The sequence below is a fragment of the Vibrio sp. YMD68 genome, from assembly GCF_029958905.1.
In the GTDB taxonomy this organism is placed as follows: domain Bacteria; phylum Pseudomonadota; class Gammaproteobacteria; order Enterobacterales; family Vibrionaceae; genus Vibrio.
The window spans coordinates 214,787-235,056 of the sequence record NZ_CP124613.1; the positions used below are offsets into that span (position 1 = coordinate 214,787).

The window sequence follows — 20,270 nt, forward strand, 5'->3', positions numbered from 1 at the left end:
ATGGAAATGAATTCGTTATACATCGATTCCCTATATATCAATGGAAAGAGCACGCCTGCAACCTCTGGTGAAACATTCACAAGCATTAACCCAGCCAATGGCGAGGTCATCGCGACGCTAGGCCAGGCATCTGAGCAAGATGTACAAAGTGCGGTTGAATCGGCGCAGCGTGGTTTTGCCGTTTGGTCAGCCATGCCAGCCATTGAGCGCAGCCGTATTTTGTTAAAAGCGGTAGAAATACTTAGAGCTCGAAACAATGAACTGGCAGAGCTGGAAGTGGCCGACACTGGCAAGCCATTACAAGAAGCCATTGAGGTTGATATTGCCTCTGGTGCCGACGTGATTGAATACTTTGCGGGGCTGGTTCCAGGAATGCAGGGCGATCAACAACCGCTCAGTGATACGCAGTTTTTCTACACACGCCGAGAGCCTCTTGGTATCTGTGCGGGCATTGGTGCATGGAACTATCCGATTCAAATTGCGATGTGGAAGTCTGCGCCTGCACTTGCGGCTGGTAATGCAATGATATTCAAACCTTCAGAAGAAACCCCGTTAACCGCCTTGAAGTTGGCGGAAATTTTCACGGAAGCAGGGTTACCTGATGGCGTATTTAACGTGGTTCAAGGGGATTATCGGGTGGGTCAAATGCTGACCGCTCATCCTGATATCGCCAAAGTGTCTTTTACGGGCGAAACAGGCACCGGCAAAGCCGTCATGGCTGACAGCGCAAAAACACTCAAAAGCGTCACGATGGAACTGGGCGGTAAGTCGCCGATGATCGTGTTTGATGACGCTAAGTTAGATGACGCAGTCTCTGCATCGATGGTCGCTAATTTCTACACTCAAGGCGAAGTGTGTACCAATGGAACACGCGTATTTGTTCACGAAAATGTTTATGACGCGTTCATCAACCAACTTAAAACCCGTACTGAGAAACTGATCATTGGCGATCCGATGAACATGGACACTCAGATCGGTGCACTGATTTCCAAAGATCATCTCTCAAAAGTACTCGATGCGATTGAACAGGCAAAGGGCTCCGGTGCCACCCTACTGACTGGGGGCCATCAAGCCACTGACAATGGTTTAGGCAATGGCAATTTTGTTGTCCCGACCGTGTTTGTTGATTGCCAAGACGATATGCCACACGTACAAAAAGAGATCTTTGGCCCAGTGATGTCGGTTCTCAAGTTCAGCGATGAGGATGAGGTTATTCGCCGAGCCAACGACACAAAATACGGCCTTGCTGCGGGTATTTTCACACAGAATCTCTCTCGCGCTCATCGCGTTATTCATCAAATGCAAGCGGGTATCTGCTGGGTCAATACATGGGGAGATTCACCCGCAGAAATGCCGGTCGGTGGATACAAACTGTCTGGGATTGGCAGAGAAAATGGGCCAGAAACCCTACTCCATTACACGCAGACAAAGAGCATTCTTATCGAGTTAGGCGATTACGCCAGCCCCTATGCTTAATTCACCCGTCTAACGAATAATCAGTTTAGCCCTACCGACTTGCCGACTAGCTAACTAAGCAACTAAGCAACTAAGTAACTAAGCAACTAAGTAACTAAGTAACTAAGTAACTGTAACTAAGTAACTGTAACTAAGTAACTAAACAGACAATTCGGTATAGGGCGACACGGAGACAACAGATGCAACACATACAACAACACTACGATTATATTATCGTCGGTGCGGGTTCGGCCGGCTGTGTATTGGCTGACCGACTCGCCGAGAGCGGCAAACACAACGTATTGCTGCTAGAAGCCGGTGGCTCAGACAAAAGCATTTTCATTCAAATGCCCACCGCGCTTTCTTATCCGATGAATACCGATAAATACACGTGGCAGTTTGAAACACAGCAAGAATCAGGGTTGGATGGGCGACAATTACACTGCCCCCGCGGGAAAGTACTCGGTGGCAGCTCGTCCATTAACGGCATGGTCTATGTTCGTGGTCACGCTTGCGATTTTGACGAATGGGAAGAACAAGGCGCAGCGGGTTGGAACTACCAAGCCTGTCTGCCCTATTTCAAACGTGCAGAAACGTGGATTTCAGGCGAAGACCAATACCGTGGTGGTAGTGGCCCATTAGGCACATGCGGCGGAAACGAGATGACGCTTAATCCTCTTTACCAAGCCTTTATCGATGCTGGTAAAGACGCGGGTTACCCTCAAACCGCTGACTACAACGGCTATCAGCAAGAGGGTTTCGGCCCAATGCACATGACCGTCGACAAAGGTGTTCGAGCATCAACGGCTAACGCCTATCTACGTCGTGCTCTCAAACGCCCAAACCTAACGCTCATGAAAGGCGTGGTCACTCGTAAAGTGCTCCTTGAAGAGCAAGAAAACGGTTTAACAGCGGTGGGCGTTGAGTTTGAGAAATCTGGCAAAACACAAACCGTGCTGGCAAGCAAAGAGGTCATTTCTAGTGCAGGTTCTATTGGGTCGGTTCAGCTTCTTCAGTTGTCAGGCATTGGACCAAAAACAGTATTAGAAAAAGCAGGGGTTGACCTAAAACACGAGTTACCGGGCGTAGGTGAAAATCTTCAAGATCACCTTGAAGTGTATTTCCAGTATCACTGTAAACAACCTATCACCCTAAATGGCAAACTCGATTTGGTCAGTAAAGGCTTAATTGGCGCAGAATGGCTATTAACGCGCAAAGGGCTTGGATCCACCAACCACTTTGAATCTTGTGCGTTTATACGCTCACGTGAAGGGCTTAAATGGCCGAATATTCAATACCACTTTCTGCCAGCAGCGATGCGCTACGACGGACAAGCCGCCTTTGATGGACACGGTTTTCAAGTGCATGTCGGGCCAAATAAACCGGAAAGCCGCGGCACCGTCTCTATTACCTCCGCGGATCCACATGTGGAACCCGAGATCAGATTCAACTACATCTCTACCGAACAAGACCGACAAGACTGGCGCGACTGCATTCGCTTAACTCGTGAGATTTTATCTCAGCCTGCGATGGACAGTTACCGTGGTGAAGAAATTCAACCGGGTGCCGAATTGACCTCAGATGAAGATATTGATCGCTGGGTTAAGGAAAACGTAGAAAGCGCTTACCACCCTTCTTGCGGCTGCAAAATGGGCGCAGATACCGACGAGATGGCGGTCCTAGACGCTCAGTGTCGTGTACGCGGAATTCACCATCTTCGCGTCGTAGATTCATCCATTTTTCCAACCATTCCTAACGGCAACTTAAATGCCCCAACGATCATGGTGGCTGAACGCGCCGCAGATATGATCCTGGGTCATGTCATGCTCGAACCACAAAATGTGCCGGTTTGGATAGCGCCAGAATGGGAACAAAAACAACGCATCAATGCACCATTAAGAGCGATCGATAGCTTCACTTAATGACGCACCAGAACACCTAAATAATTATTAGATACACAGAACATAAACTAAAAAGTCAGTCATCACATTTAGGAAACTGAGAGAAAGCAGTTTCAAGGTATGAAAAAAAGGAATCATTATGCCAACCATTAAAAAGACACTTACCACACTCACCATCAGCTCACTCGCATTTAATGCCTATGCCAACGCGTCTATGGAAGCGCAACAATGTTCAACCGTACGCTTTGCAGACGTAGGCTGGACCGACATTACAGCCACTACAGCAGTGACCTCAGAGCTGCTAAAAGGCCTAGGCTACACCACAAAAACCGATCTGCTCTCTGTTCCAGTCACCTATTCTTCTATGGCAAACGGCGATATTGATGTCTTTCTTGGCAACTGGATGCCTACTATGGAAGGTGACATCGCCAAATACCGTGAAGCAGGCACGGTTGAAACCGTTCGTGCCAATCTAGAAGGGGCGAAGTACACGCTTGCTGTGCCTAAATATGTTTATGATGCTGGCGTAACAAGTTTTGCTGATCTGGTAAAACACGCCGACAAATTCAAAGGTCGTATCTACGGTATCGAACCGGGGAACGATGGAAACCGACTCATTCAATCAATGATTGATTCCGATGCCTTTGGCCTAAAAGACTTTAGCCTGGTTGAATCCAGTGAAGCGGGCATGGTGTCTCAAGTGACTCGCGCGGTGCGTCGTAATCAATGGATTGCCTACCTTGGTTGGGCACCACACCCAATGAACAGCAATGTTGACATGGAATATCTTTCAGGTGGTGATGACTATTTCGGTGCAAACTACGGCGGCGCAAATGTCTACACCAATGTTCGCGCAAACTACCTGTCAGAATGTAAAAACGTCGGCCAACTCCTGCAAAACCTCAAGTTTTCATTAGAAATGGAAAATGCCCTGATGGAAGCGATTTTGAACCAAGATATTCAACCAGAAAAAGCCGCTCAACAGTGGTTAATCAGCAACCCTGAGCAAGTAGAAGCTTGGCTAGAAAACGTAACGACTCAACAAGGTGAAGCCGCTACGAAAGCCCTGGCTGCATACCTAAAACAAGTTAAAGCGTAATCACTGTTTCGAGCAATAGATGGGCTTCGGTCCATCTATTGTTCGCTGACGCAAGTAACACAATTCAATGCAACAAATCATAGCAATAAATAATTAAAGGCAATGACGTGAATTTTATTACGGAAAACAAAATCCCTTTTGGTCAATGGATGGAAACAGGTGTCGACTGGTTAACCATCAATGCGGCCGGATTTTTTGACGCGATTTCAATCTTCTTAGAGACGGTCATCCTATTTTTGGTCGATGTATTTAAATGGATGCCCCCTGCTCTGCCAATCGTAATAACCGCAGCCCTTGCTTGGTTTTTACACCGTAAACCGTCGCTGGTTATCTTTGTTGTTGCTGCGTTATTGACCATTCTCAACCTGGGTTACTGGCAAGAAATGCTGGAAACCTTCGTGCTCGTGTTTGCAGCAACGTCTATTTCCGTGTTGATCGGTGTCCCTGTCGGCATCATGGCGGCGCACAGGCCTTGGCTTTATACCGCGCTAAGACCCATTCTCGATTTGATGCAGACGGTGCCTACGTTCGTCTACCTTATCCCTACCTTGGTTTTATTTGGTCTGGGTATCGTACCGGGGCTCATTTCGACCATTATTTTCGCCATTGCCGCGCCTATTCGCCTGACTTACCTAGGTATCATCAAAGTCCCAGAAGAACTTATTGAAGCCGGCAAGGCATTCGGCGCAAGTAAAATGAAGCTTCTGATGAAAGTGGAACTGCCTGCAGCGTTACCCAGCATTATGGCTGGTGTGACTCAGTGCATTATGTTGTCACTATCGATGGTGGTGATCGCCGCCCTGGTTGGCGCCGATGGCCTTGGAAAACCGGTGGTCCGGGCACTGAATACCGTGAACATTTCACAAGGTTTTGAAGCCGGACTGGCGATTGTGCTTGTCGCAATGATTCTTGACCGCTTATGTAAAACACCCAACCAAAAGGACGCCTAATCATGGACATGAATGTTGCAGATGCGATCACCATTAAAAATCTAGACGTTGTGTTTGGTGACAAAACAGCAAAAGCGCTCGAACTATTGGACGAGGGCAAAACACGCCAAGAAATCATTGATGAAACCGGCCAAGTGGTGGGGGTCGACAATGTCTCCCTCTCAGTCAAAGAAGGCGAGATCTGTGTTTTGATGGGGTTATCTGGCTCTGGGAAATCAAGTCTACTGCGCGCGGTTAACGGCTTAAACCAAGTCAGCCGTGGCACTCTCGACATCAAAGACGGGAACCATCAGGTGGATGTTGCCCAGTGTGACGAATCAACCCTGCGCCACCTTCGCACACGCCGTGTTTCAATGGTGTTTCAAAAGTTTGCGTTGATGCCCTGGCTGTCAGTTTTGGATAACGTGGCGTTTGGCCTTGAGATGCAAGGTGTGGCGAAATCTGAACGTCGCGCTAAAGCCAGAGAGCAAATTGAAATGGTTGGTCTTGCTGAGTGGGAAACTAAATACCCGCATGAACTTTCTGGCGGTATGCAGCAACGTGTTGGCCTTGCTCGCGCGTTCGCAATGGATACGGATATTCTACTGATGGATGAACCGTTTTCAGCGCTTGACCCACTTATTCGCGCTCAGCTGCAAGATGAGCTTCTGCTGCTGCAAAGTAAACTCAATAAAACCATTCTATTCGTCAGCCACGATTTAGATGAAGCACTAAAAATTGGCAACAACATTGCGATCATGGAATCAGGCAAGCTCATTCAACACGGCAAGCCGGAAGAGATCGTCCTAACGCCAAAAACAGAATACGTGAAAGACTTCGTGGCGCATACCAACCCATTGAACGTCTTAAAAGGTCGCTCATTAATGCAGCCTTTAGAATCGCTAAAGCAAGATAACGAACGCTGGCAGGTTTGTGATAGCAAAAACTTGTGGATCAAACACCAACAAGGTGAAGTGGCTATTCACGGTGAATCAGAGGTGAGCTTGGTCAACTGGCAAGATTCTGAGGATGATTTAAGCAATATTGATGCTTCAACGATGGTGATTACTAGCCCAGACATTAGTATGCGTGATGCAATAAAGCTCAAACAATTAAGCACCTACCCAATTTTGCTCGTGGAAAACAACCAAGTTGTTGGCATTCTAGATAACAGTGAATTCTACAATGCACTAACGGGTAATTTTCAGGCTCATCATGCCGCTTAAGTCGCCCTATTGATAAAGAAACTCTAGGTGAAGGGGGAGAGATACCCCTTTGCCAAGAGAAAAGATTGAGAATAGTGCGAACATCAGTACAATGCGAAAAATAAAGAAGTCCTACTTCCCTTTTAAACCAGCATTTAGACAAAGGTCCGTCACTTGGAAAAACATGATGAAATTCTCGTCGCGATCCGCCAAATCATTCGCGCGATCGACTTACATTCAAAAAAATTAAGCAAAGAGTACGGGTTAACCGGTCCTCAGCTAATTTTGATGCGTGCCATCCAAGAAATGCATAACGTGACCATCAAAGAATTGTCGAATCACACCAATGTTAGCCAGGCCACTACGACAACGATCATCGATAGGCTAGAGCTTAATGGCTATGTACAACGTGTCCGTAGCGAATCAGATCGTCGTAAAGTGCATGCTAACCTAACTGAAAAAGGCGAAGAGTTACTCAATAAAGCGCCAAAGCCCCTGCAAGATAGCTTCGTTAATAAATTCCAAAACATGGAAGCCTGGGAGCAGAGCCTATTGTTATCTTCAATGCAGCGCGTCTCTTCAATGATGAATGCAGAAGACATCGACGCCGCACCTGTTTTACAGCTGGAAAGCATTTCAAAGCCTAGTGCCTAACCTTATGAGCTAGCACCGACGGATTTAACTCCATGAATTAGCCCTCATGCTCAGTACGAATAACGTAATCACGGGCAAAGACAACGTGAACAAGAGAATAGAACAATGAACAACGAACTTGATGTAATTGATAACCTTGAAGATCTCGAAAAATTCCTGATTTCAGTAGAAAATGGTGGATTAGGTTTACAAGGTGTTTCTGGCGTCGGTATGGCCACAAACAACAGTGACGGTCGCCATTTTGTTGCGGTATTTGATGGCAACCAAAAACTGCTATTGGCTCGTTGGATTACTCAAGAAGTCTTCGATACTGGTAAAGATCTGGTTCGCAATGGGCCCAAGAAGTAATCAATGGCTGATGAGTTCCAAACCGTATATTAAGACTCACAAACAGGGTTATTTCCTGTTTTAGACCACACCTGAATAACGTGGATGTCAAAAAGATATCGCCTCTCATCCTAGTGATGAATACGAGGCGATGTTAAGACTCAATAACGCTCTATTTCATCAACGAAATGAGCGACCTTTTAGCGGTAACCGGATTTGCTTGAGGGTGTTTGCAACTCTAGGCTTACTCACCTCAGAGCGTTTGATGGATTCAAACAAAGCAGGATCGAATGCTCCAGGCTGTTTAAGGTCGTGGCACAAATTGTCGATCAGTGATTGGTCTACGCCCCACATAGTGAACAGGTGAACATAGTGCCGCTGTTGTGAATCTTGTTCACCAAAACTCATACTCTCTTTGGCAAGCGAGTAACGAAAAATAATCTCCTCATTGGGCTGGCAAAATATCAACGAAAGGGACAAAGGGGTTCTTTGCAGCCACAAATTCTTCGGCAAGTTAGCATCTTTGCCGCGCCAATATTCAGCGACCAAAGATAACTGCTCATAGGTATATTGCGCCATTTTCTGTGCTTGCATCGCAAGATCTATCTGTTTCTGATAGCTGTTACGCGCAAAGTACTCCCATAGTATTAACGGAGAAAGTCCGTTTCGCGAACCAGCAAATGTGGTGTCGGGTGAGCCAATGTATTCTGGGTTATCGGGAGGAGATACCATGAATTTTTGTTTCGTCATATAAACACCGGTGGGCCATGGTGCACCCGGCCACTTATGTCCACTGGTCACAATAGAGTTAATCATCGGGTTACTAAAATCGAAGTTAGGTCCGGTATTGTTCCCCTGATCGGCAAAGAAACGTTGGTACTCTGGGCAATCTTTCGCCATCTTTATAAAAGGGAGATAGCTTGCGCCAAGCGCGCCATCCACATGCACCCAATAGCCGCTTCGCATCTCATAATCGCTCTTAGGATCTTGTGGATCGATAGGCACCTTTCTTTGCCATAGACCATTCTCTTTTAAGATAGGTGCCAAACGAGACGTTATTTGGTCGACATCATCATACGCCCCTTTGAAGGTTGTCCCGCAGTTTAAAACCAATAAAATAGGGTGCCCTTTTTCAGCAAAAAATCTGACATATGCGACCAGCTTTTCAACGTCGATCGCGCCAGAACCGGCTGGAAGTTCAGCAGTAGGTTGTTCTGACTCAACCTCACCAGGCCAAGGCTTACCCAGATCAACAGGGTTCTCCTGTGGATAAAGTCGGTTACCGAGTGCACCAAACGTGTCGATCTTTTCAACCGCCATCGCCTTTACAATAGAGTAATGGGTGTCTTGTGAAAAAAAAGCCACTGGCGTGTAAGCATTGGCTTTGGCACGCGGTGTACAAGGGTAGTGAGCGTAAACTTCGTTATTGACCAAGGTGGCGCCACTCACCGTTTCAGATTTTATTTCCTCTTCTAGTAACATCACACCGCTCAAATAGTCACGAGCATTAAGCATGGCATACAAGTTACCCTCTGTGCTTCCCATGGTGAGAACATAGCCCCAATAACTGTCAGGATCACCGGGGTGAAATTGGTCGTTTTTATCAATATACGGCCCTTGTGAAGGCCAACTTGCATTCCACAAACAAGCAAAATAATCCAGAACTGATCGCTCTACACATTTTGAGTTAATTGTGTAGTTTCCATTGACGAAAGGGTCACCAACATTATTTAGGCTCGCGTTAAGAAACGGAGAAAGCCGTTTTTGGTAGTTAATATTTTCTTCGGTTTGGTAGCCAAGAAAGTGCTGCTTTTGAACATCCACATAAGCAAGTAACTGGCTATACACTTGATCTTGCTCCGTCACTGTTTGTCCTATGGGCGGCAGTTCAACATCAAAGCTATCGACAGCCTGTTCGGTGTAATGAAAATCATAATTTCTTTCAGCGTAAACCTTCGTTGGGTCGGCGGAGGGTGGTGAAACTTTCCCAAGCGCGAACTCGGGTACCTGCTCTATCCATGGCTTGCGCCCAGGGCCGTATTTTATCCTTGTTTGATCACTCATTTTGTTGCTCCAAGTTTTTAAGATTGATTTATTCGGAACAAGTAGCGCGAGTTTTTTCGCTACTTAGCCAACCACGAAAAATTCGTGTATCGCTAACTATAGGCACATTATTGAGTATGAGTTCAGTTACTTATCAATAAATCAAAAAATATCATATTAACTTCAACATGATGGTCCTTATATTTTGAGTGCTTAGTTTCAAAAATAAACACATTACAAATATTGATAGTTTGCCACTCAACAACTAAAGTCTAGTGTCAGCTTAGTTGCATATCGATCAATTTGGAAAGCAAAAAAGCTGCCATGGCTAGGTGATAGACTGATCGAATACTTCATGAACGGATTGTTCGGCGACATGAAATAAAAATAAAAGATCAGCGTCATCATAATATCGCTCTAACTATGTTCGAATATAGTGAGGTATAAGATGAAATTAGGCTTTAAATCAAGAATTTACTTCGGTGTCGGGGCGCTTGTCGCTGCATCACTCATCGTGCTGGGAACACTGAATATACTGGCTATGCGCGACAACATGGTTGAAGGTTTGGTGGAAAAAACATCGGATAAACTCAGTTTCCATGTTTCAGAACTGGAACAGATGATGCAGTTCAAAACTCGGTCGATTAAGAACGGTGCTAAAAGCTTTAATCGTCAACTTAGCAGTGAAGACAATCAACGTTTAGTTGAACTTCTGGCTCAGAGTTCATCGCTCTCTAACGTTATCATGACCTATGAGGACGGCCGGGCATTTATGTCCTTAGAAGGCGAAAAGTATGATTTTCGTCAGCGTGATTGGTATCAAAATGCAAAAAACGCTCGTGACGTAATCATTACTGGTGTGTATCAAGATCAGTTGACTCAGCAAAAAGTGGTGAGTGTTACGACACCGGTTACCCAAGACGGGCAATTTATAGGTGTTCTTCTTGGCGATGTACAGCTAGGAGATGTGGTCAGCGCCGTCAGTAATATGCGTTTTGCGGGTGGCGCGGCAACGTTGACCGACAACCAAGCGGTCTTTTTTGCCAGTGATGACCCGAATGATATAGGAAAAACCCCCTCACAAATTAGCCCCAATTTCACAGACATGGAGCGCGCTTTTTTCTCTCAGCAATCGGGAAATCTTAGCTTTCCTTACCTTGGTATTCAATTTGATGGCTACTTTGAGCGCGTCAACCTTAGTCCTGATATGTATTGGACTTTAATGGTATTTGTGGACAAGGAAAGCGCACTGACTACCGTGTACGACGCTATGTATAAGTCACTGATGACTGGTGCCTTACTGCTGCTTGTCAGTTTCAGTGCTATTTTTGTCATTTTACAATACGCGTATCGTCCGCTACTCAAATTGAAAAGAGCGGTATTGGATCTCTCAAATGGGACTGGCGATCTTACCCAACGACTCAAAATAGAAGGCGAGGACGATTTGGCTCAAATAAGCCAGGGCTTTAATCGATTTGTAGAGAACCTACAAGAAATGATGTTACATATATCTCAAGCAAGTCAAAATATCTCAGTCAGCGCCAAGCAACTAGGGACAACAGCGCGAGAAAATGAAGGAATGCTCGTGACTCACTCTAGTGAAACAGAACAAGTGGTGACCGCCATTACTGAAATGAGTGAAAGCGCCAGAACGGTTGCCGAGAATGTCAATCAATCGAATCGTATTACGGAAGAGGCAAGCAAAGAAGCAGAGTCATCGTTGCTTATTGTTAACAATGCCGTCAGTACCGTCAGTGCATTGGTGACGGAAGTGGAGGATATGTCCAACAGCATTCTTCGCATGAATCAAGACGCGAATAAAATCAGTAATGTGCTTAACGTCATCGGTGAAATCTCTGAACAAACCAACTTACTGGCACTCAATGCCGCTATTGAAGCAGCGCGGGCAGGTGAGCAAGGGCGCGGTTTCGCGGTAGTGGCTGATGAGGTTCGAGCGCTTGCAGGCCGAACACAAAATAGCACAATGGAAATTTCAGAAATGCTAAGTCAGTTGCTGGGCGGGACAGAAAGTGTGGTTAAGGCGATGGATTCGACCAAAAGACAATGCCAAGAAACCGCCGACAAGACGGGCGAAGTGTCTGAAAGCTTGACCGTGATGAGCACTTCAGTCAAAGAAATCGACGATGTCAGCACCCAGATTGCGGCAGCGACTGAAGAGCAAAGTACCGTCGCTGAAGAGCTAAGTCGCAATATGCTCTCTATCCGCGATATTGTTGAGTCCCTCGTCAACAGCGGTAAGCAAACCGTGCAAGCGACAGAATTACTCAATGATACCAATGATGATCTCAAACGTCAGGTGGCCAACTTTAAATTGAGTTAGCGGCATTGAACATCGATAAAAAATACAATTGCACCCCAGGATATTCAATCGTTGGTCTTTTCATCTCCCTCCTTAAAAACTGGCCTAGCTAAAAACTAGGCCAACTACTATTGAGCACTTGTTCTGTTCATAACGGTAATATTATCGGTGGTGATTTTCTTGTCTCTTTACGTTCAAAACTCCCCAGTACAACGTACTAGAGAGCTTTACTAAGAGACAATGATAAAGAGATAGTGATAAAGATAAAGATAAAGATAAATAGACTAACGCGATGGGTGAGTTGGTAATGGGTGAGTTGGTAACTTAGGGTTATCCATTTCTGTGAGTCGCCCTTTGAACAGGCCCATACATCCTAACAAGAGAATAATCATGAACGGTATGGCTGCCATAATGCCGAACGTTTACGAGCAAAGTGTCAAGCAATAACCGAAACGCGATTTCGACCACCTCGCTTAGCTTGGTACAGTGCTTTATCTGCCCTATCTAAACACTCCTCCCAACTTTCCGAAACGAGTAACTGAGAAATACCAAAGCTCGAGGTAAACGCTAACAGTGGTTTTTCATCGATAACAGTCTCGGCAATCACTTGTCGTAAATCGTCGATAAACGTCTGGGCATAGCGCAAGTCGTAACCGGGTAACAGGATGATAATTTCATCGCCCCCTAACCGAAACGCCGCTGCATTGGCCGGCAAGGTTTGTTTAATACTCTTTGCAATGGCTTTAATGACCTCATCACCCACGAGGTGTCCATGCCCATCATTGATTGCTTTAAAATGATCAATATCTGACATCACTAGGCAAACTGGCCCATGGCTGGAGTTATATTTAAAATCAGACATTGCCTCATCTAACGCACGACGATTCTTAAGACCCGTCAACGGATCCTGGAAGGATAAACGATGGATTGAATGCAATAACCTAGCGTTAATCATCCAGAGCATCGAAAAGCTCATAGACACAATGAGAGTAAGACTAAACAGAAAAGTAAGCTGGTGGATCGTATTTGCGTTCATGAAGCTGTCTATTTCTGCTTCTGATGTGGCGACATACACTCGTATCAGCATAAATCCACCATAAGCGAAAAATGGTAATGCCATCATTCTTGTCGCGAGGGGTAAATCTTTGCGAGTTCCTTTTATCACAGCGATGGCTGTACTAATGGTCGCAAAGGCTAAATATACGCTAAGAACTATAATCCGATTTTTTATCGACGGCATAAAGTAGGTAAAATAAACAAACCCCGCTAAAACGGCGAATATCATGACGCTGCTGATATAAGTTGGTTTAAGGGTATAGCCGCGAAAGAGAGACAAGCTATACAGCGTTAAGTGAAAGCCGAGTGCTATGAGTACATTCGCCCCAATAATACTGAGAAAATCTGGAATAATACCTCTTAAACCCAGTAGCAATGGGCCACACCCGATCAAAAATATGGATAGTGAAAAAAGCGATAACCCCTTAATCGGCTTTTGAGCGATTTGAAACAATAGCAGACCAATAGAATAAATTACCGAAAACAGAATCACGATAAAGTTAAGCGTTCTGATATCTAACGAAACACTATCCATACCGCCCTTCTTTTTTCAAAATACAGATACAATCACTCATGAGTTTTACCGCTTCTAAAATGTGGTACTGACATATATTTGTTACTCTAAATAGAATAGCAACTTAACGGATGGATAACTTAATTGATAGATAAAAAACTCCCATGAACCTTTATACGATAATTCGCGCTCTCTATGGGCAAACTCTCGTGTTACTGCGAGGCATGGGGCAAGTCACGTTTCAAGAAAACGCTGTCACTGGCGTTTTTGTTGCAATGGCTGTCAGCTTTCATTCGTTGCCATTATTCTCTGCGATGTTTGCTGGGCTTTGGGTATCTACTTGGGTCGGGAAAAAAGTCTGTGGCAACAAGCAAGAGGTCACTCGCGGTTTATACGGTTATAATGGGGCGTTAGTTGGCCTCGCCTTCTACACCCTATTCCAACCCATACCGTTATTTTGGATGACACTCTCCATCTTCGTAGCCTCAGCAATTTGCAGTGTTATCCAATCCCGATGGCGCTCTTCATTGCCTATCTTTACCGTGCCGTTTCTACTGGTTACCTTACTGTTTACTTTGTTGTTTATTCTTGTTGAGGGTAGTTTCAATCTGCCATTTAGCAAGGTCGAAACCTTGACTTCACTGCATAATGCAACTCAACGCACAATAACAATCTTAGATGGGTTCCAGGGAACGCTCAGCGGCGTCGGTCAAATTCTGTTTCTACAACCTTTGATGCCCAGTGTTTTGATCCTCATAGGGATAGCTTGCTCTTCTCGTTCAACCGCACTTTGGGCTTGTGTGGGCTCTGCGTGCGGAATGATGTTTGCGGTGGCAATCAATCTTCCCGACTCATTGTCGATACAAGGTTTGTGCGGTTTTAGTGCCTCACTCACGGCCATCGCACTCTCTCAAAGGCACGAACCATCTCAACGGCACGAACTATCTCAGTCGAGATCCTCATTAAGAGCCGATATATTGGCAAAGGGCCGTATTATGACAGGCGTGATTCTTGCTGCTTCCCTAAGCGTTTTTAGCTATTGGCTTGGTGTCGTGACTCTTACGCTACCCTTTGTCCTTTCCTGTTGGATATTGCTCTTTAACCGTACCAGTCGTCCCTCAAAGCCAACCCCTTAGAATCTCACTGTTACGCTATCTTCCTTGGATCCTTATTCGTTTACCCCATTCCCTTTGACTCATAAACGGCCCATCTGATCATCACTCAGATGGGTGATTTTTCGCCTCAAGCAACAAGTTAGCCCCCGCATGATCAACGCCCAATTTATCTTGAGGGTTACGTAACGCGCAGTTTTCTAACGATAGGCAACCACAACCTATGCATCCGCCTAAATCTTGCTGTAACGCTTTCAATTGTGTGATTCGTTGTTCTAGCAGATCGTGCCAAGAAGTGGCAAGCGCTTCCCACTGCTGCTTGGTGGGTGCTTGATGTTTCGGCAGGGATGCCAAAGCACTGCCAATATCCTCTAAGCTTAATCCGACTTGTTGCGCTGCTTTTATTACCGCGACTCGTCTTAACACACTTCGATGATACCGCCGCTGGTTTCCCTCATTTCTCCAACTGCTTATTAATCCTTTTCTTTCATAAAAGTGCAACGCAGACACTTTGACTCCAGACCGCTTTGCCGCTTCACCAACACTGATATCCATATCACCTCCCTCGCTCTTTATAGAACACAACTAGTACAGAAAACACCGAGTAGAAAAACCCACTAGGAAATAAGTAAACAAATCACTTTACCTTAACTTAAGTTGAGGTTTTACAGTAGCAACAAATGATATTACTTTCACGGATGAAAACATGAAAAACAAAACAATACCTTATTTAACAGGAAGACTGTTCGACGGCATCTCTTCCGGGCTCTTTATGATGGCTCTGCCTTGGGTCATGTTACAAACCCCGAACATGGGAACGTTTGTCGCTTTGGTCGCGTTAGCCTGTACTGTGGTGTCATTTTTACTAACCCCTCTATTTTCAACCTATATCGATCGGCATTCACGCAAGTTTCTGTTGATCTTGAACCAAGTGATTCAATCGCTAACCGCGGGAGTGGTGATGTTTGCCTATTGGTATGGTTGGAGCTCGCACTGGTTGCTGGCTGGAGCACAGCTGTTCATTTGGGTTTCAAGTAACTTTGCGTGGGCGGCTAACAATGCGTTTACTCAAGAAAACTATGAACGTGACGAATACGCGGCTATTTCGAGCTACCAAGAAATTGTGATGCAAAGCACCACATTAGGCGCTGGGGCGTTAGGCGTGATGTTATTGCAGATTTGGGGCATGTTCGAGTTTGCTTTGTTTGCTGCTGTCGCGTCTGCCCTTGCCGCGTTCAGTTACACACTGACACCTTACCGTCAACAACTGCGCCCAAAGAGCCGTGTTCCATTTTTTAATCAACTACTTGAAAGCAAATCGATCTTTTCTCAGTCGCCAAAATTCTACGGTTTTTTAATGATTTCATGTTTGTCGTACCCAATTCTGACCTTCCTTGGAAAGTTAGTGCCTATCTCTTTTTCAGAACAAGGTTTGTCGGGCCAATGGTACGCTGCCTATAACATTAGTTTTGGCCTGGGTTCATTGCTAACAGGGGTTTTGCTACAACAAATATTGGCGAAATTTTCTCTACAAAATACCATCCAATACGCGATGTTTTTCGTCGCACTCATGTTATTTGGCATGAGTATTTCTAGTGCGCCAGAACTGCTGATAGTGTTCACATTCGGGTTTGGCTTTTTCAATGCCATCAACCGCATTGCAAGAACCAACTGGATGCACCATACCGTTGCAATTGAACAACGAGGACGAGTAGACGGTGGGCTCGCCATGTTTTCAACCCTGGCCCAGAGCTTGAGTTATGTATTGATTGCACTGCTTAGTCACTATCAACACATCTCAATGGGGTTTGCTATCGCCGCGGTTGTCGTGCTCATCGCAAGCATTATGATGCTCAATCTCGGCAGAACTCTGACGGGAAAATCATCGCTTGATATGAAAGGTGCAACAGCGAACAGTTAGGGCTAGGGCCTAGTCACTTCCTTTGAGGAGCTCTGAGGTGGGAGGTGGGATCTCGGCTCTAAACGCTTTTATCCTCATCTAAAAAGGCTGAGCTCGCTAGATCAGCGAGTACTGGCCTTTTTGAGTGCCCGAATCAATGCCCATAATAAAAGCACACCAGTAACAGCCAAACCGATTCCGATCCCCGCCCAAATGCCACCCAGCTCGAAGCGATCCATGAGCCACCAAGCAGCGGGAAGCCCAAATAGCCAGTAGCCGATCGCAGTAATAAAAGTCGGAGCGATGACTATTTTCATCCCTCGTAGCAAGTTAATCGCCAACAGTTGCCAGGCGTCAACAATAAAACTTAGCGCCACCACCCAAATAACCCCCGACAGCATCGCGACCAGGTGTGGGTCGTTGAGTTGGAAAAATTGAGCAACTAGCTCTGGATTCATGATAAAAGCACCAGACAGAGCAATACTAATCACGGTAACTAGTACAAAACTATTCCAAGAAGTCCGCTTCATTTCTTGATGATTACCTGCGCCAAAGTCGCGGCCTACCATAATCGCGGCCGCTTGAGAGAGTCCAAAGTTAATGTTCCATGTCAAGCTCAGGCATTGAAGTAATATTTGATGAAGTGCTAACGCAGCAATACTGATGGTTCCCGCCATCAAGGTGCCACCGTAAATAAGCCCATGCTCTAAAAGTGCAGCCACAGCAATCGGGATGCCCATTGCCAGTAAGGGAGTTATCAACGACAAAGAGTATTCTTCTCGATGTTTCCACGGAGCAAATATAGCAAACTCTTCTCGTTGAAATACCCAGATAGCCCTAATCCTAGTGGGAAAGCCAAAATATAACTGATCGGGATATTAATAATAACGGTAATGACGGACATCACCATCACAGATCGTACATGCCCTAGTACACTCGTAAGGCCTCGTAAAACAAGCAATAGCAGCGATGGGAGCATGGCCCACTTTAATGCATCGACATACACCATTGCCAATGCCACTGCCTCTTCTGGTTGCTTCGCCATGGTTAAGACCAATGGGGCAAAGTGAAAGAGGATCAATAAAACAGCGGATAAAATGAAGGAGAGTAATACCGCCCCTTTCACCGCGTAACGAATTTGTTGGTTACCATAATCCGGTCTTGCCACTCGCTGACCATAAGCAATCGCGATCAAATTGGCGACACAGCCCACCGTGCTACTGGCAATAATGAAAATGAAGAAATAGATCGATGCGCCTAAACCACCCGCCGCTATCGCCATCACGCTAATTCGCGACATCATCCATACATCCGTCAAAACTAATGCCATTGCAATCAGCTGAGATATGATTAATGGGAATGCGAGTGATAGTATTTTTTTCATGTCGACCTCTATTATTTCGAGCAACATTAAGAGGGAATGTAGTGGATTTCAAATGATATATAATCCAAACTAGCATTACTTCAGATCATGCGAATGGAGAGTCGTCATCACCCCTTATTTGAATCTTCCTTATTCTCACAATGCACTCAAGGCTTTTGAAGCGGTCGCGAGACTGTCAAGCTTCACTCTGGCAGCAGAAGAGCTGTATGTGACTCAAAGCGCAGTCAGTCGCCAAGTGAAGCAATTGGAGTCTGACTTAAACATGGCATTGGTTATTCGAAAGCATCGGGCGATTGAGCTTACTAAAGAAGGGCAACAGCTTTATTTTACCTTGCAGCAAAGCTACCAATCCCTACAGACGTTATTTGAGTCTTGGCAAACGCCAAAAAGAGAAAAAATCGTCATTAAGGCCGCCTTAACGTATGCGACTCGCTGTCTTATTCCCAAGATTCATCAACTCAGCGAACGCTATCCAGAACATGACATTGTAGTCATCCCATCGTTAGAAGAAGAAGCCAGCCTCAATAACAGTGACTATGACTTACTGATTTTCAGCACCCGTTTGAAAGACCATTATCATCATCAGTCGGACATTTCAATTTTGCGTGATGAATACATGGCTCCGGTTTGTCGGACGAAAAGCACAGCAGAGAGCGAAGATCTCGCTTCATTATTGGCGATGCCTAGGCTGCATTCGACACTCGCTCATGATGACTGGACAGATTGGCTGGCATCCCATCCAAAGGCTCACTCTTCAAACGTTCGAAGTACGACGTTCTTTACTCTCGATCTTGCACTCAGTGCTTGCCTGTCAGGGCAGGGTGCCACGGTTACCGATCTCCTTTTAATTCTTCCTGAACTGCAACAACGCTTCTTGTATTGCCCTATCGGCACAGAAATAAAGCCCAGTGCTTGGCAATACTATTGTCACAAGCGAACCAAATCACCGCTGGTAGATGATATTGTCGAGTGGGTAACCAACCTGGCTGCACAAGAAATTACCGCACTGAACGTATTAGCCCGTGACAACCAATGGACAGGAAGCGTTGGAAATTAATGGGCTAGCTTCTCGATGATTCTCATTAATAGGCGAATACGAGGCTCAATAGATTCAAGCAATAGGTATTCTTTGTCACTGTGAAAATCGGCACCAATTGGCCCTAGGCCATCCAGTGTCGGTACGCCTAAAATGGCGGTATTGTTTGCATCTGAGCCGCCACCTACTTCTTTCCAGCTAATATCAATATCAAGCTCTTGGGCACTTTGCTCCACCAGCTTGATCAGTGTTGCTGTCGCTTCATTGGCTAGCATAGACGGTTTATAAGCTTCACGTTTTAACGCCACGTGAATGCCATCAAGAAAGGGATGGTGACTCAAGCCATTCAGTTGGCTATCAATCGCGTCATACTCATCGTTGCTCCAGAAACGCACATCTACTATCGCCTCGGCATAGTCGGGAACGATGTTGGCCCCTGAGCCACCAGAAACAACACCCACGTTCAACGTGCTTCCCGATTCAAAGTTCGTCATCTTGTTCATGGTGATGATCCACTGCGCCATTTCAGTAATGGCGCTGCATCCATTTTGTGGTTCATTACCAGCGTGAGCAGCCTGCCCATGAAACATCAGTTTATAACGTGCCATCCCTTTTCGAGATTTAACCAAACCACCATCGGCACGAGCAGCCTCCACCACTAACACTTGCTTTGCATGTTTTGCGACCGATTGTATCCATTCAACCGAGTCTGCCGATCCTGTTTCTTCGTCTGGGTTCATGCAAACGCATATCGAGAGTGTTTCTAATATTTGGGCATCAAGGTGGCGAAGTGCATAAACCACATTCAGCAATCCTGACTTCATATCAGACACGCCCGGCCCATAGGCTTTATGATCGTCCACGCTCATTGGCCTTTTTGCTACCGTTCCAGGCGCAAACACCGTATCCATATGCCCAATAAGCATAAGATCGATATGCTCAGAATTCGGCTTATTGCGAACTTCAAGCCCGACTCCTGCTGGGCCACAATCTCTGCGTTTAACATCCCACCCTTTCATCGCTGAGTATTTTTGTTCAAACTGAGAGGCTATCACCTCAATACCATCAAGCGTGTAGGTACCACAATCAACGTTGACCAATGGTTCGAGTTCTTCCAAATAGCTTTTTAATGAAAAATCCATGTTAACCCCTTATGTGGCATTCTATTGATGCAAAAGCGATCTAATCAAAGCGCAAAGGTAAGCGTAAAGCAAAGCGATGTTACACCGAGCAACCTTATTCTAGCCTATCTCTTTTTGATTAAAATTAATACGATTCAAACAGATCCGATGCGCCTCACAGCGAATGTAAGCAAATGTGTATACACTGGTTTCC

Annotated in this window: 15 protein-coding genes and 1 pseudogene; 11 read left to right on the forward strand and 5 right to left on the reverse strand. The window is 45.6% G+C overall.

The annotated features are described in order from the left end of the window. From betB to QF117_RS00975, 7 genes are all read left to right on the forward strand, one after another. Entirely contained in the window at window positions 1-1,476 is a 1,476-nt protein-coding gene (gene betB / locus QF117_RS00945) for a betaine-aldehyde dehydrogenase (RefSeq protein WP_282385595.1), read from the forward strand. Window positions 1,477-1,664: 188 nt separating this feature from the next. Continuing rightward, a complete protein-coding gene (betA, locus tag QF117_RS00950; RefSeq protein WP_282386096.1) occupies window positions 1,665-3,377 on the forward strand; it encodes a choline dehydrogenase in 1,713 nt (570 codons plus the stop codon). A gap of 118 nt (window positions 3,378-3,495) precedes the next feature. Further along, entirely contained in the window at window positions 3,496-4,455 is a 960-nt protein-coding gene (locus QF117_RS00955) for a choline ABC transporter substrate-binding protein (RefSeq protein ID WP_282385596.1), read from the forward strand. Window positions 4,456-4,562: 107 nt separating this feature from the next. Further along, window positions 4,563-5,405: a choline ABC transporter permease subunit gene (choW, locus tag QF117_RS00960; RefSeq protein WP_017036452.1), complete on the forward strand. Its 843-nt coding sequence runs from the start codon at window positions 4,563-4,565 to the stop codon at window positions 5,403-5,405. 2 nt (window positions 5,406-5,407) lie between these two features. Further along, the gene (gene choV / locus QF117_RS00965; RefSeq protein ID WP_282385598.1) at window positions 5,408-6,610 is read left to right on the forward strand and encodes a choline ABC transporter ATP-binding protein; all 1,203 of its coding nucleotides are present in this window, start codon (window positions 5,408-5,410) and stop codon (window positions 6,608-6,610) included. A 153-nt stretch (window positions 6,611-6,763) separates the two neighbouring features. Next, entirely contained in the window at window positions 6,764-7,243 is a 480-nt protein-coding gene (locus tag QF117_RS00970) for a MarR family transcriptional regulator (protein ID WP_282385599.1), read from the forward strand. A gap of 105 nt (window positions 7,244-7,348) precedes the next feature. Further along, on the forward strand, window positions 7,349-7,591 hold the full coding sequence (locus tag QF117_RS00975) for a hypothetical protein (protein ID WP_282385601.1): 243 nt from the start codon (window positions 7,349-7,351) through the stop codon (window positions 7,589-7,591). Window positions 7,592-7,750: 159 nt separating this feature from the next. Here the strand turns inward: QF117_RS00975 and QF117_RS00980 are convergent, their stop codons facing one another. Continuing rightward, window positions 7,751-9,634: a pyridoxal-dependent decarboxylase gene (locus QF117_RS00980; protein ID WP_282385603.1), complete on the reverse strand. Its 1,884-nt coding sequence runs from the start codon at window positions 9,632-9,634 to the stop codon at window positions 7,751-7,753. A gap of 427 nt (window positions 9,635-10,061) precedes the next feature. On the opposite strand from QF117_RS00980, the gene QF117_RS00985 reads away from it, so the two are divergent. Beyond that, window positions 10,062-11,954, forward strand: a complete 1,893-nt coding sequence (locus QF117_RS00985) for a methyl-accepting chemotaxis protein (RefSeq protein WP_282385605.1) — start codon at window positions 10,062-10,064, stop codon at window positions 11,952-11,954. 415 nt (window positions 11,955-12,369) lie between these two features. Here the strand turns inward: QF117_RS00985 and QF117_RS00990 are convergent, their stop codons facing one another. Continuing rightward, a complete protein-coding gene (locus QF117_RS00990) occupies window positions 12,370-13,524 on the reverse strand; it encodes a diguanylate cyclase (RefSeq protein ID WP_282385606.1) in 1,155 nt (384 codons plus the stop codon). A 143-nt stretch (window positions 13,525-13,667) separates the two neighbouring features. On the opposite strand from QF117_RS00990, the gene QF117_RS00995 reads away from it, so the two are divergent. Beyond that, window positions 13,668-14,639, forward strand: coding sequence for an urea transporter (locus QF117_RS00995; RefSeq protein WP_282385607.1), 972 nt, complete (start codon window positions 13,668-13,670; stop codon window positions 14,637-14,639). A gap of 81 nt (window positions 14,640-14,720) precedes the next feature. Here the strand turns inward: QF117_RS00995 and soxR are convergent, their stop codons facing one another. After that, entirely contained in the window at window positions 14,721-15,170 is a 450-nt protein-coding gene (gene soxR, locus QF117_RS01000; RefSeq protein ID WP_282385609.1) for a redox-sensitive transcriptional activator SoxR, read from the reverse strand. A gap of 151 nt (window positions 15,171-15,321) precedes the next feature. Between soxR and QF117_RS01005 the strand changes: the two genes are divergently transcribed. Further along, window positions 15,322-16,536 carry an MFS transporter gene (locus tag QF117_RS01005; RefSeq protein ID WP_282385610.1) on the forward strand — a complete coding sequence of 405 codons (1,215 nt, stop codon included), beginning with the start codon at window positions 15,322-15,324 and terminating at the stop codon, window positions 16,534-16,536. Window positions 16,537-16,637: 101 nt separating this feature from the next. Here QF117_RS01005 and QF117_RS01010 read toward each other — a convergent pair. Next, window positions 16,638-17,899, reverse strand: a pseudogene (locus tag QF117_RS01010) (MATE family efflux transporter). 106 nt (window positions 17,900-18,005) lie between these two features. On the opposite strand from QF117_RS01010, the gene QF117_RS01015 reads away from it, so the two are divergent. After that, window positions 18,006-18,956 (forward strand): LysR family transcriptional regulator, encoded by a 951-nt coding sequence (locus QF117_RS01015; RefSeq protein ID WP_282386097.1) that lies wholly within the window; start codon window positions 18,006-18,008, stop codon window positions 18,954-18,956. On the opposite strand, the gene QF117_RS01020 is transcribed toward QF117_RS01015, so the two are convergent. Continuing rightward, complete coding sequence (locus QF117_RS01020; RefSeq protein WP_282385611.1) at window positions 18,953-20,077, reverse strand: M20 family metallopeptidase; 1,125 nt, start codon at window positions 20,075-20,077, stop codon at window positions 18,953-18,955. The genes QF117_RS01015 and QF117_RS01020 overlap by 4 nt on opposite strands. Window positions 20,078-20,270: the final 193 nt, after the last annotated feature.

Bases quoted from the DNA above. Each gene is read 5' to 3' on its own strand.
- betB (WP_282385595.1), top strand. From the start codon at position 1: ATGGAAATGAATTCGTTATACATCGATTCCCTATATATCAATGGAAAG.
- QF117_RS00955 (WP_282385596.1), top strand. From the start codon at position 3,496: ATGCCAACCATTAAAAAGACACTTACCACACTCACCATCAGCTCACTC.
- choV (WP_282385598.1), top strand. From the start codon at position 5,408: ATGGACATGAATGTTGCAGATGCGATCACCATTAAAAATCTAGACGTT.
- QF117_RS00975 (WP_282385601.1), top strand. From the start codon at position 7,349: ATGAACAACGAACTTGATGTAATTGATAACCTTGAAGATCTCGAAAAA.
- QF117_RS00980 (WP_282385603.1), bottom strand. From the start codon at position 9,634: ATGAGTGATCAAACAAGGATAAAATACGGCCCTGGGCGCAAGCCATGG.
- QF117_RS00985 (WP_282385605.1), top strand. From the start codon at position 10,062: ATGAAATTAGGCTTTAAATCAAGAATTTACTTCGGTGTCGGGGCGCTT.
- QF117_RS00990 (WP_282385606.1), bottom strand. From the start codon at position 13,524: ATGGATAGTGTTTCGTTAGATATCAGAACGCTTAACTTTATCGTGATT.
- QF117_RS00995 (WP_282385607.1), top strand. From the start codon at position 13,668: ATGAACCTTTATACGATAATTCGCGCTCTCTATGGGCAAACTCTCGTG.
- soxR (WP_282385609.1), bottom strand. From the start codon at position 15,170: ATGGATATCAGTGTTGGTGAAGCGGCAAAGCGGTCTGGAGTCAAAGTG.
- QF117_RS01005 (WP_282385610.1), top strand. From the start codon at position 15,322: ATGAAAAACAAAACAATACCTTATTTAACAGGAAGACTGTTCGACGGC.
- QF117_RS01020 (WP_282385611.1), bottom strand. From the start codon at position 20,077: ATGGATTTTTCATTAAAAAGCTATTTGGAAGAACTCGAACCATTGGTC.